At 31.9% G+C, this 12,875-nt stretch carries 15 protein-coding genes; 7 read left to right on the forward strand and 8 right to left on the reverse strand.

Annotated elements, in window-relative coordinates; translation table 11 throughout:
* Window positions 1–426 precede the first annotated feature (426 nt).
* Window positions 427–840, forward strand: coding sequence for an NADPH-dependent FMN reductase (locus PYW44_RS12905; protein ID WP_002506170.1), 414 nt, complete (start codon window positions 427–429; stop codon window positions 838–840).
* 115 nt (window positions 841–955) lie between these two features.
* On the opposite strand, the gene PYW44_RS12910 is transcribed toward PYW44_RS12905, so the two are convergent.
* The gene (locus PYW44_RS12910) at window positions 956–1,294 is read right to left on the reverse strand and encodes a MerR family transcriptional regulator (protein WP_002506171.1); all 339 of its coding nucleotides are present in this window, start codon (window positions 1,292–1,294) and stop codon (window positions 956–958) included.
* Window positions 1,295–1,396: 102 nt separating this feature from the next.
* Here PYW44_RS12910 and PYW44_RS12915 point away from each other — a divergent pair, with 102 nt between their 5' ends.
* From PYW44_RS12915 to PYW44_RS12940, 6 genes are all read left to right on the forward strand, one after another.
* Window positions 1,397–1,603: a hypothetical protein gene (locus PYW44_RS12915; RefSeq protein WP_021339295.1), complete on the forward strand. Its 207-nt coding sequence runs from the start codon at window positions 1,397–1,399 to the stop codon at window positions 1,601–1,603.
* Entirely contained in the window at window positions 1,570–2,400 is an 831-nt protein-coding gene (locus PYW44_RS12920; protein ID WP_021339296.1) for an aldo/keto reductase, read from the forward strand. Before PYW44_RS12915 ends, PYW44_RS12920 begins: the two co-directional genes overlap by 34 nt.
* A gap of 201 nt (window positions 2,401–2,601) precedes the next feature.
* Window positions 2,602–3,750: an alcohol dehydrogenase catalytic domain-containing protein gene (locus PYW44_RS12925; RefSeq protein WP_046465660.1), complete on the forward strand. Its 1,149-nt coding sequence runs from the start codon at window positions 2,602–2,604 to the stop codon at window positions 3,748–3,750.
* Between the two features lie 396 nt (window positions 3,751–4,146).
* Window positions 4,147–4,539, forward strand: coding sequence for a hypothetical protein (locus PYW44_RS12930; protein WP_021339299.1), 393 nt, complete (start codon window positions 4,147–4,149; stop codon window positions 4,537–4,539).
* On the forward strand, window positions 4,529–5,236 hold the full coding sequence (locus PYW44_RS12935) for a peroxiredoxin (RefSeq protein ID WP_021339300.1): 708 nt from the start codon (window positions 4,529–4,531) through the stop codon (window positions 5,234–5,236). Before PYW44_RS12930 ends, PYW44_RS12935 begins: the two co-directional genes overlap by 11 nt.
* 72 nt (window positions 5,237–5,308) lie before the next feature.
* Complete coding sequence (locus PYW44_RS12940; RefSeq protein ID WP_021339301.1) at window positions 5,309–5,926, forward strand: flavodoxin family protein; 618 nt, start codon at window positions 5,309–5,311, stop codon at window positions 5,924–5,926.
* A 53-nt stretch (window positions 5,927–5,979) separates the two neighbouring features.
* On the opposite strand, the gene PYW44_RS12945 is transcribed toward PYW44_RS12940, so the two are convergent.
* The 7 genes from PYW44_RS12945 to PYW44_RS12975 all read right to left on the reverse strand — a co-directional run bounded on the left by PYW44_RS12945 (window position 5,980) and on the right by PYW44_RS12975 (window position 12,859).
* A complete protein-coding gene (locus tag PYW44_RS12945) occupies window positions 5,980–7,356 on the reverse strand; it encodes an MFS transporter (protein ID WP_031266008.1) in 1,377 nt (458 codons plus the stop codon).
* A 108-nt stretch (window positions 7,357–7,464) separates the two neighbouring features.
* A complete protein-coding gene (locus tag PYW44_RS12950) occupies window positions 7,465–8,265 on the reverse strand; it encodes a Cof-type HAD-IIB family hydrolase (RefSeq protein WP_021339303.1) in 801 nt (266 codons plus the stop codon).
* A gap of 299 nt (window positions 8,266–8,564) precedes the next feature.
* Window positions 8,565–8,915, reverse strand: coding sequence for a PTS glucitol/sorbitol transporter subunit IIA (locus tag PYW44_RS12955; RefSeq protein ID WP_002506180.1), 351 nt, complete (start codon window positions 8,913–8,915; stop codon window positions 8,565–8,567).
* Window positions 8,916–8,936: 21 nt separating this feature from the next.
* Complete coding sequence (gene srlE / locus PYW44_RS12960) at window positions 8,937–9,953, reverse strand: PTS glucitol/sorbitol transporter subunit IIB (RefSeq protein WP_021339304.1); 1,017 nt, start codon at window positions 9,951–9,953, stop codon at window positions 8,937–8,939.
* Window positions 9,954–9,963: 10 nt separating this feature from the next.
* Window positions 9,964–10,515 carry a PTS glucitol/sorbitol transporter subunit IIC gene (gene srlA / locus PYW44_RS12965; protein WP_002506182.1) on the reverse strand — a complete coding sequence of 184 codons (552 nt, stop codon included), beginning with the start codon at window positions 10,513–10,515 and terminating at the stop codon, window positions 9,964–9,966.
* Window positions 10,499–10,972 (reverse strand): transcriptional regulator GutM, encoded by a 474-nt coding sequence (locus PYW44_RS12970; RefSeq protein ID WP_002506183.1) that lies wholly within the window; start codon window positions 10,970–10,972, stop codon window positions 10,499–10,501. The genes srlA and PYW44_RS12970 overlap by 17 nt, the downstream gene beginning before the upstream one ends.
* 3 nt (window positions 10,973–10,975) lie before the next feature.
* Window positions 10,976–12,859, reverse strand: coding sequence for a BglG family transcription antiterminator (locus PYW44_RS12975; RefSeq protein ID WP_021339305.1), 1,884 nt, complete (start codon window positions 12,857–12,859; stop codon window positions 10,976–10,978).
* Between the last annotated feature and the right edge of the window lie 16 nt (window positions 12,860–12,875).

Consider the following 12,875-nt stretch of genomic DNA (forward strand, 5'->3'; position numbering starts at 1 on the left):
TTTAAATTATAAAAGCGCTAACATTAAATGTTAGCGCTTTTATATAAACATAATAATATTTGTTGTTAATTGTAACAAAGAATCGGAATAATTACACAATTAACTATATTTTTATACAAATCTAAGAAATTTAATAGATTTTTAATGAAAAAGTTATTTTGCTATTATTTAAAAAATATTATCATTCTGCAATTTTTGTTTTCTATTTTCTAGATGCTAAAGTATCTGAAACAAATTTTTAGTGGAGTAAGATTAATTTTTGTATAATTTTAGTTAAGCTAATAATGGCTAAGGTATGAAATATAAAGCAGTTGTAATTGAATATGACCCGTTTTTTAGCATTATGTGGAAGTAAACGCAAAAATTCACTAAACAAAAAGTTATTAATTGATATAGCAGAACCTCTCAGATGAACACACTTTTGAAATGTATGATGAAATATATGATTTTCCATTATTTCATTCTGGTATAGAATACGAAGATTACCCGAAGATTATAAAAGAATATATAGCTAAATTAGACAAAAGTGATCATATTGTCATGGCAATACCTGAATATATTCGGGGTGTCCCAGCTACTCTAAAAAATGCAATTGAATGGCTATTAGCCTCAAATATACTTTATAAAAAGCCTGTTTCTTTTAAAGTAAGCAGTGCGCGTGGTGACGCATGTTATGATAACTTGATTACATTTTTAAAATTCCTCAACCCAAAACTTCATGAAGATGGCATGCTATTGTTATCAGGAGGAAAAAGATTACGTGATGAAAATGGTCAATTCTTTTATACAGAGACTAACAATAAATTGCAAAACTTTGTCCAACATTTAGAACAAAATTAAAATAAGATGTAGAGATACTTAAAACCTTTATTAAATTTAAGTGATGCTATTATTTGGAGCGAAGTAATTGATAAGTTTCTTATATTACCGCTAAATATAAAGTTTGATTATGAAATTAAAAAGAGGCTTCCTTTTTAAGGAAATGAACTCTCTCTTTTGCTTCTTCCAATTGTTTAGAAGCGATATCTTTTAAATCCAAAAACATGTCATAACGTTCTTGAATTGTACTATCCCCTTGTAGGGATAAGTGAACATAATCTTGGGTTTCCTTAATAGACATGCCACACTTCCTTAAATGTTTAATACCAATTAACCAGTTTATAGATTCTTGATTGAATAAGCGTTGATTATTTTTATTACGCATTAATGATGGAATAAGTTCACAGTCTGCATAATAACGAACTGTATGTTCACTTATATCGACAGCTTTCGAAACTTCTTTAACTGTTTTCATTTTTTCCTCACCTTTATCATTCTTGACTTAGAGTAACTCTCAAGTAGTAAAGTAAGCATATCATATGAATATGATATACATATTTCAAGGAGGTTATTTAATATGAAAACACGAAACGTTAGAAGCTTAGAAGTTTCTCCGATAGGAATGGGATGTATGGGGCTTTCTCATGGATATGGCGAAGTTCCTGAAAAAGATTATAGTATAGAGGCGATTCGAAAAGCATATAAAAAGGTTGCACATTTTTCGATACAGCAGAAGTTTATGGTCAAGAGATGTTTTACCTTGGTCATAATGAAGAAATTGTAGGCAAAGCTATAGAACCATTTAGAGAAAATATAATTCTAGCAACGAAATTCCATATTGATGAAGACGAGCTTTCAGAAGATAAGGATTTATATACAATTATACGTGAACACTTAAATATTTCACTTGAAAATTTAAAAACAGATTATGTAGATCTTTATTATTTACACAGAGTAAATGAAGAAATACCATTAAAAGATATTGCAATAGTTATGGGTCAACTGATTGATGACGGGCTTATTAAAGAATGGGGTCTGTCACAAGTTTCTATAGAGATGCTTACTGAAGCACATGAAATAACACCTGTAGGCGCTGTTCAAAATCTATATAATATGATGGAAAGAGATTGCGAGGAAAAAATCATACCCTATTGTATTGAAAATGGTATTAGTCTTATACCATTTTCTCCAACAGCTAGTGGCTTTTTATCAGGTAAAGTTACAACAGAAACTAAATTTGAAGGTGACGATGTGCGTAAATTTGTGCCACAACTATCTAAAGAAAATATTGTTGCGAATCAACCAATCTTAGATATTTTAGAAAAATTTGCAAATGAAAAAAATGCAACGAACGCACAAATTTCACTTGCATGGATGCTTCACAAATATCCAAATATTATTCCAATTCCAGGTTCAAAAAACCAAGAACGTATTTTAGAAAACCTTGATAGTTGGAATGTTGAATTAACAGATAACGAGTTTGAAGAAATTGAATTAGCACTCAATTCAGTTGAAGTTTATGGACACAGAGGACATGTGGAATCACATCAATCAGGGTTTGGAAATAATTGGAAAAACTAACCATTTTAAATATCGTCTGTCACCATTAATTTTTGTACTTAAATATAATTTTCAAGACTCAACGAATAGACTATAACCTTCCACTTCTTTATAATTCCATAAAGTTTAGTCATATAGGCGACGGGAATATATTGTAAAGAAACAGATTATATTTATGCCACTTGATCACGAGAAATTCTATGAAAATTGTGAGCGTTATTTATGAAAGCTGTTACTTTTCAAGGTCAAAAACAAATGGAAGTTAAGCAAGTCAGTGACCCAAAGATTGAAGATTCAACAGACGCTATTATTAAAATAACGGCATCAGGTATCTGTGGTTCTGATTTACATTTATATCATCAAGGTGATTTAATGATGGATCCAGGATTTGTCATTGGTCACGAGCCAATGGGCATCGTTGAAGAAGTTGGTAAAAACGTTAAAAAACTTAAAAAAGGTGATCGTGTAGTGATTCCTTTTAATATAGGTTGTGGTGATTGTTACTATTGCAATCACGAAATGGAATCTCAGTGTGATAATTCAAATCAAGAGCAAGCCAATTGGCAAATGGATAATGGTGGTTTGTTTGGTTTCGGCAGTATGCACGGTAACCATTGGGGCGGCCAAGCTGAATATTTAAGAGTCCCTTACGCAGACTTTTCTTCGTTTATTGTTCCAGACAATGATATGAAAGATGAGGACGTTTTATTTTTATCTGATGTCGCACCTACTGCATATTGGAGTGTAGAACATTCTGGCGTTAAATCAGGTGATACAGTTGTCATCTTAGGCTGTGGTCCAATCGGGCTTATGGCACAAAAATTCGCAAAGCTTAAAGGTGCGAAACGTGTCATCGCTGTAGATAATATTGAGCACAGACTACAACATGCCAAGGAATATAACCAAGTCGAAATCTATAATTTTGATAAAGAAAAAGAAATCGGTAAATTACTGCGTGATACCACGCATGGTGGTGCGAATATCGTGATTGATTGTGTAGGTATGGATGGGAAAGTCAAAGCATCCGAACGTGACTTGAGTTCAGATTCTGCACAACGTGGCACAATCAGTCCTATTGATACTGCCGCAGAAGCTGTAAGTAAATTCGGTACGATTCAATTAACAGGTATCTATGCGACGCCAGCCGATGATTTCCCACTCAATTTGATTTTCAACCGTAATGTCCAAGTTAAGACCGGCCAAGCACCAGTGATTCATCTTATGCCAAAATTATACGAGATGATTCGCGAAGGTACATTTGATCCAACTGATATTCTTACCCATACGATGCCATTAGATAAAGCGGCAGAAGCTTATGAAATATTCGATCAGAAAAAAGAAAATAATATTAAAGTGATTTTAAAACCTTAAACAAAATAAAAAATTAATAACACTATTAACGTCTCCCTAATTCACAAAGAATTTGGGAGATATTTTTAATTGTTACACAAAACAATAAATATAATACGTATTTATTGCGAAAAGTTTAATATATTAAAATTGTGGAATATATACACCATAGCAGTAATTTCTCTTAAGTGTTTGAAGATTTAAATCTCATTCACAGTATATAGTTTATTAAAAACAAATAATCATATTTCCTCAATCTTCAATATAACTATTAAAATTCATGTCTAATAAACAAACGACTCAATATATTCCTTTTGTATAAACGACTTTTTTAACCTTTTTAACAATTTCCATTACAGTTTTAAATTTTCAATTCCAAAGCTACGATATAAAATTCAAAGTTTAGGTGTGATAATTATGAAAATAGAACAATGTATAGAAGATTTTATAAAAAGTATTATTAAAAAAGACCCAGAGTTATTTTGTAGTTTATTATGCCCTAAAGATTTATCTCTTTTAAGAAAAAAACTATATATAAAAACAGGACACCTTGGTGTAAATCGTTATATAAAAGATAAATACTTAAAAAAACTCACACGTTTAGTAACTACTTTTTACAAATACGAGTATTTTAAAGATGGCGATAAATATATAGTGAAATATTCTTTTGATCAAAACAATTCTTATCTTAAGACAGAATTCAAAATCGTTGACGATCAAAATACGCCATTATTTAATTTGAATATAAATAAAATGCAAGTGAAATTTTTCAACCATCCTTCTACTGTAGGTGATGTACATGCCACTTAATTCAGATTTACATTCCGAAACACAACGTCTGCCACGCATTGGAGAAAAGGCTCCATTTTTTAAAGGTCAATCCACACAAGGTGAAATAACTTTAGATGATTATAAAAATGACTGGGTGATTTTATTTGCTCATCCAGCTGATTTTACGCCAGTTTGTACTTCAGAATTTGTAGCATTACAAAATCAATATTCGGAATTTCAAGATTTAGGTGTGAAACTGGTTGGTTTAAGTGTAGATAGTCTTGCCTCACACGTGGCATGGTTAAACAGTATCGAAGAGTCTTTTGATGTACAAATTGAGTTTCCACTTATTGCAGATGCCAACAAGGTAATATCAGAAACTTATGGTATGTTGGCGCCTGAATCAAATAATACAGAAAGCTCAAGAGCAGTATTTATTATCGATGATGATGCTGTGGTTCGTGCCATGATTTACTATCCAATGACTACTGGTCGTAATATCGACGAACTTTTACGTGTTACTAGAGCGATGAAGACCTCTGATGAAACAGGAGATAACACACCTGCTAATTGGAAAAAAGGAGATAATTTATTAGCCGCCCCACCAGAAACGCTTGAAGATGCTAAAAAACGAATGAAAGATTCCAATTATGACTGTAAAAATTGGTATTATTGTGAAAAAGATGATGAACAAAACTCTAAAAAATTTTATAACCCATTTTTATATAATAATTAGTCCTACTCCAATAAGATGAGTTATTACTTCTCTCTATTATTCAAAATTAAAAGATAAAATGGAGGCAAAGTTATGACCTTGAAAGCAATTATTTTAAATGCATCTCTAAAACACGGTGATGAACTATCCAATACAGAAGGGTTAGCGCAAGAAGTCACTGACATCTATCATAAAGAAAATGTAGTGAGTGAGATGATTCGATTAAGTGATTATAATATTTCTTATGGCATCTCTGATGATATGGGCGGTGACGACGAATGGCCCCTCATTTTAGAAAAAATTAAAAACGCAGATATTTTAATTATTGGTACACCTTTATGGCTAGGTGAGAAAAGTAGTATCGCAACGCTTGCCATTGAACGTCTTTATGGCAGTACAAGTTTAACCAATGAAGACGGTCAATCCATTTTTTATAATAAAGTGGGCGGTGCGATTATTACTGGTAACGAAGATGGCGCAAAAAATGCCGCGGCTTCAATACTATATGCCCTATCTCATATTGGCTTAACAGTACCTCCAAATGTTGACGCTTATTGGGTTGGTGAAGCAGGCCCAGGCCCTTCTTATTTAGACATCGAGCACGTAAACGAATTTACCAAAAAACACGTTGAAATGCTCGCTTATAATACAATGCACTTAGCTAAAATTTTCAAGGATAATCCAATTCCGAATAAGGGTAATCAATTATAAAAAACAATATTAAAAAGCCAGTTGCTTCATGCAACTGGCTTTTCGCGTAGTATTTAAGCTTTTATATTTTTCGGTATAATAATCTGCGCTAAAATCACACCAATGATCATTAACATTATACTTGCCATGAAAGACCAAGTCGCTGCCACGCTTGCACTATGTGTCACTTGTACCGCCGCAAATATTGTTGTATTCATTGCAATGCCAAACGCCCCACCGAGTGAAGAAGTCATTTTATACAGACCTGAAGCTAGGCCAATTTTTTCATCTGGAATCGTTAAAATAGCTACAGTTAAACCAGGTGTCGCACATAAACCATTGCCAATAGCAAAAATAACAAAACCAAATGTTACAGCTACAATATACCAGTCAGATGGCAATACGGTTAAACTGGCGAAAATAATGCCTATTGCAGGAAATAATGGTCCTACAAGTAACATTGGTTTACCTCCATGACGCAGTGATATTTTTTCCCCTAAGCGAACCATTAACACTGCCATGATGACATACGGCACTGTCACTAAACCTGATTGAAAGGGCGTTAAGCCCAATTCTGTCTGAGCATAGATATTAAATACTGTTGTTACCCCTATACCTGTATTAAGTACAAAGTTAACCAAAGATGACCCAACGAACCCACGGTTACGGAATAATACAAAATCAATAAATGGGGCACGCTTTCGACGTTCAAAAAAGTAAAATACAATTACAGAAATAATAAATACACTACCACAAGTAATTGAAAAAGGACTCGTCCAGCCTTGTTCAAAGCCTTGCGTTGCAAATAAGGTGATGCTCCCTATTAAAACGGCAAAGATTAACATACCTATATAGTCGAATGGTCGATTATCGATTACTTCCTTAGCTTCTTCTTTCGTACCAAGTAATAGTACAAATGCTATGATAGCGATAATAATAGACAAGATGAAGTTAGACTGCCAATTGATATATGTAGCGATAAATCCACCAACCAATGAAGCGATACCTACGCCTCCAACAGTACCAATCATTAAGTAACTAATCGCTTTACGTAAATCCTTACCTTCAAATTGATCTTTCAGCACACCTACTGTTGCAGGTAAGAGTATGGCTGCTGATATACCTTGTATGACTCTCCCTATAATAAGTAGTGCCGTAATATCAGAAATAATAATTAATAATGAGGCGATAATACTTAAAATGATGCCCAAATAGGTCATTTTAAGTCGCCCTATTTTGTCTGACACATCACCTGCACCCACCATAAAGATACCAGTTGCGAAAGATGTGATACTCACTGATAAATTAATAATACCAGGCGTTGTTTGATATGTTTGTTGCACTGGCGTAGATATATTTATAAACGATTGAGCAAACAGCCAATACGTTAATACACTTAATACAATAGCTAAAATTAATTTGTTGCCAGATTGTTGTTTCGTACTCATGATGTTCTATGCCTCCATCTTATATAATTCATATATTTAAAAAACATATGTACTAGATAGATAATATCACATAAACAACTACTTATTGTTAAAAACTATTATATATATTTATTATTTAAAATTTAGTAATAAATTCAATGTTTGTACTACGCTATCAGCATTATTATTTATAGCTATTAAATTGGCTTCTGCTTTCAACTCTGGGTATGCGTTATCCATGGCCACTTTATATTTCGCTGCTTTAAATAAATCAATATCGTTTAAGCCATCGCCAAATGCAATTGTTTCTGCTGGACTGATTTGAAGTAAACTTTGAATTCGGTTAATAGTTGTCCCCTTGTTAACCCCTAAATCTGCAATATCAATCCATTCTTCATCAGATGCGATGATATAAACCTCTGACTCATAGTGTTTAATCTGCTTTGCAGTCTCTTTACACTTACCTGTTGCATCGTGTACAGAAATTTTTAAAATATCTTCTTCAATTTCATCATAACTATTAATATAAATTACATTTTGGAATGAGCCATGTACCAATCTCTTCTCTGATTCTTGTGTATCTTGTAAGACATATGCACCAGATGCAGTACATGCAAGTACAGTTTGCGCTGGATCAATATCTTTAATTACTTGAATAATTTCTTTAGCTTTACTATTTGCAATCGTGGCATTATAAATAAAATCACCGTTAAATTTAATTCTTGTTGCGCTATCTCCTACGATAAACGTATCTTGTGCTAAATCCCCAATAATACTTTCGACACGCTCACACTGTTTCCCCGTACAAAACACAAACCGAATATTGTGTTTCTCGCAATTTTCTTTTAATAATTGAAACGATTCACTATTAAATTGACTTTCATTATTTAAAAATGTTCCATCCATGTCCGCAACAATCAGTTTAATATCCATTGTAAATTCCCCTTTAATCATAATTAATATAATTGTATCGGTTTATAAATGAAAACCATAATATTTATCTTTATTTGATACGTCAAGCCAAATAAAAAAGGTAACTCAATGAGCTACCTTAGACTGTCTATATTGATTTGTGCATAGTTTAGTTGGAAATAAGTTTCAACTATTTCTTTATTAACTAGTCAGGAATTGCCTCAAATTACCTTAAGGATTTAAATGACTCTTAACTATACTCAAAATTAACATAAACAAAACTATGAGTTAGTAGATTATTTCCCGGGAATTAATTGAAATTACTTAATTACTATCTCTGAACCTTCTTTAATAATTGGAATATCTTTATCTTCAACATATAGTGTGCCAGATTGCTCTGCCACTGTGCCGCCATCAAATTTCACCGTTATATGACCTAAATCATTTAAATTTTTATTAACTGCTGAACCTACTTTGGTAATATCAAATGCTGTATTATCTATATAAAAATTTTGTTCCTCAGTAATACTATCTTCAACAGATTGCACTTCAATAATATAGCAGTAATCTGCTAATTCTTCAGGGGCATTGTCTCCAAATAATATAATCATTTTTTCTTCTTCAAATGCTCCTGCATCTTGCCCGATTTTTTTTACTAACGTTTTATACAATTTTAAAACCCTTTCTTCAATTTATTTATATAATCCAAAACTTGCGATCCAAGCTACAAATACACGAGGCATACCATTCAAGAACCTTGAATATAAAACAGAGGGAACGCCTACTTCGATTGTTTTCGTTTCCGCTTCTGCTAATCCTAAACCTACAGGGATAAAATCAGCACCATTTTGTGTGTTAATTGCAAACAAAGCTGGTAATGCTAAATTCGGAGGAATGTTGCCTTTACCAATTTCCACACCTATTAAAGTACCTAATACTTGGCCAATAACCCCACCTGGGCCTAACAAAGGACTTAAGAATGGCAATGAACAAATGAATCCTATAGCTAATAGCCCCCATATATTTCCAGCAAGAGGTGACATAATTTGTGCGAAAAGGTCACCGATACCAGATCCTTGGATAATACCAATCAATAAAGCTACGAATCCCATAAATGGAAGTATGGTATGTAGCATTGTATCTACAGCATCACGAGCAGCTTGGTAAAAAGTGTTTATAACCTTTCCTGCACCCAAACCAATTTTAGTTAAGAATGACTTGTTTACTTCTCCTTCTCGTGTTTCCATAATTTTTTTATCTTTAGAATAAGTGCCATCTACCTTTTCAGCTGATGTATTATCTTTTTGAGTTGTACTCTCACTCAAAGATGTTTCTTCTGTTTCCGACACTTCTGATACTTGTCCTTCATCTACGTTAGAAACATAAATATCTTCCGTAATATATTGACGCAATGGTCCACTTTTGCCTGTAGCCATAATATTAATAGTAGGTATTCCTTTTTTAGGATAAATACCACATCTTAGTGTCCCACCACAATCTATAACAGTTGCCATTACTTCTTCATCTGGCACTGATGTCTCAAATCCATTAACAATTTCTGCTCCTGTAATATCAGCAATTTTATCCACAACTGCAGGTTTATGCCCACCAGTTATATAAACTAATTTATTCTTTTTGCCTGCTACAGCAATTTTCAGTGGACCACCAAATCCTCCAGAACCTTTTACGATTTCTACTTGTTTACTCATTTTTTTCACCTCAACCTTCCAAATTAATTTCTTTACTCAGTTTAACTTTCTGTTGCTTTTCTACGTAACTTGTTGTGAAATCAGTAATCCAACCACCAATAAAGTTCATAACTAAACCTACTAATAAGTAACGCACTGCTAAGTCAGCTGTTGGTAAACCTAATTGTTGTATTCCATTGGCAATACCTAAGAAAATAAATAATTCAGCTGGGTTTATATGTGGAAATATACCATTACTTGTATGAGCGAACTGTGCTGCAGATGCATAATAACTCGGTTTGTATTTTTCTGGCATAAATCTTCCTAATGAATGAACCATCGGATTTGCTAACATAAATGATCCTAAAAATGGTAAAACTAAATATCTCATAAATGGGTTACGTGCTGATTTTTGTGCAATAATATTAATACGGTCTTCACCTATCAGTTGAATTAGAGTATTCATAGCTATTAATAACATAAGTACTAATGGAACTATTGTCCCCATCCAATCAATAAATGTATCCGCGCCCGTTTGGAATAATTTTATAAATCCTTCTGCGAATTTAACGATGTAATCCATGTTTCATACCCCTTTCATTTTTAAATAATTTGTTTACCTTTTTAACTGCTTTCATCAAAGGCGATGGAATTTTTTCAATTTCTCCACCTTTATCAATAATATTGAGTGTGTGTTGAGCATCTAATATTGCTTTAACTAGTAATTTATTATAATTTTTCAAATCTTTATCAGTAACTTTATTTAATTTAAAACCTTCTAACCCTTCTAGCTTACGAAACTTAGAAAATACTGTTACCCCTTGCATGTAACGGCCTTCTTCAATTTCATTTTTTCCGTTTAATTGGAATAAAACCAATGTTCCTGCTTTAAATATTGAAGGTCTTCTCCCAATCGCCACGCGACCATTACTACGTAAATCTGTATAATTTTTCGTGAAATTTTTTATCTGCAAAAGTCCCAATAAATATTGAACAACAAAACCAACTGCAGCTAATACGATGAGTATTATGAAAAACATAACTTAATTCCTCATTTCTTGATTTAATAATTGTGCAAAATCAGCAAAGGTAGTTTTCTCAGAAAACTTATTAATTAAAAATGCATTTGTTGATAAATTCAATATTTCCTCATACGTTCGAATTAATAATGCTTCATTTACAACTCTTTCAGGAGTAGCTATAAGTACGACAATTTTTAATTCAGGATAATCAATACACCCTTTTTCTAAAATTGCGACCTTGATATATATACCTTCTCTATTTTGACTAGCATGTGGGAAACCTAGATTTTTATTAACTGTAGATTTTCTTTTTTCTCTTTCGATAATATGTGCTTTGAAAGTGTCCTCAACTTTATTTTCGTGATATAAAATATCTACCATTTTCCCAATTACTTCTTCATAACTAAGTAGTTCATTTATATAATGCAAATCGTTATCAGACATGCTGTCAACAATGACACTTTTGTTAAAAATAGTTTTACTTTTTAAATCTTTATAGATTAAAAATTGTTCTACTTTGAGTTTTAATAATTGTTCATCGAATGCATCTTCTATATAAATAACTCTATTGAAAAGTCTGTTTTCTTTAGTCGTTGATATGATTAGCTCATAGTCATTTACTACATGTTCATTAAATTCTACCTTTTCAATCGTAGTAATATTGATGTTCGATCCAAAAACTTTATACAAATTATTTTTCAACAGTTTAAGGGTACTTAATCCATAATCTGTCACTATTGCAATATTAGAAATTTCATTTAATTCTTGTTCTAATTGCTCCAAATAAATACTGAAGTAAATGGTTAAGAATCCTAATTCTTGTTCTGAAACATCCAAACCAATCTCTTTCGTGATATTTTCACCTAATACTTTTGACAATTCATAAGCAAAGGGAAAACGTTGTTTCATATCATAAGAAATTTCGTTATTAAGTCTAATGTCAAAAAGCATACGGTTGATTAAATGTTTTATATGTAACCGTATATCTTTGGTAAATAACGAATAATCTATTTCTATTGCAAAGTTTTCAATAACGTCATCTACTGTGTTTGAAATAATACGATTAATTAGTGCTTCATCTGTGGATGAAATTAATTCATCTAATATAGAGGCACGTCGTCCCATTAATTGTATGACGATTAAAATCATCTCTTTATCTACATCAATATTTGTATATTTTTCATTCAAATAATCTCGAATAAAAAGTATTTCCTTATAGTCATTTGAAGAGAAAATATGATTGTCTAAAGTGATATCATCATCTATGAGTTCACTTTCTTCTATTCGCTCTATTGTCACCAATATAGAAACAAGAAAACGATTATAAGATTGTTCATCAAGCTTTAACGTCTCGCGAAGTTTAGTTAGATGTATAGATAATTTATCCTCTATTTCAGTATTGTTATACCGATCCATGAATTTCTCAATAATTAATTTTCGAATATCATACTCAAACCCACCGATAGATAAACCTACATTGGTTTTACCAATGACTGAAACATCGTATCCATCTATTTCTATTTTGAGATTACTCAATAAATTATTCACGCTCGTTTTACTCATAAAATAATACTCTGCAAGATCATCAATAGTAATGGGATGATTTTTTAGTATTTGAAAAAATATATCAACCATGGCGTTATAATTAGAAAAGTTATTTTCCTCATTATTTCTCACTAAATCTTCAAAGTGATTAAAAAACGCTTGCTCTTTCTTAATATAAAGCGTTAGAGTTCTATGATATTTAGATATAACAACCAAACCATCAAAATAATGATTAATTTGTTTTATATAATTTAAAATAGTCTTTTCTGAAACTTCTATGTTAAATGATAATTTCTCGATAGAAATATTGTCATTGAGCAGTAATTCAACTATTTTTATATGTTTTTCACTTAATTTCATAATTTCCCCCTATTTT

Source organism: Staphylococcus equorum (assembly GCF_029024965.1).
GTDB lineage: Bacteria > Bacillota > Bacilli > Staphylococcales > Staphylococcaceae > Staphylococcus > Staphylococcus equorum.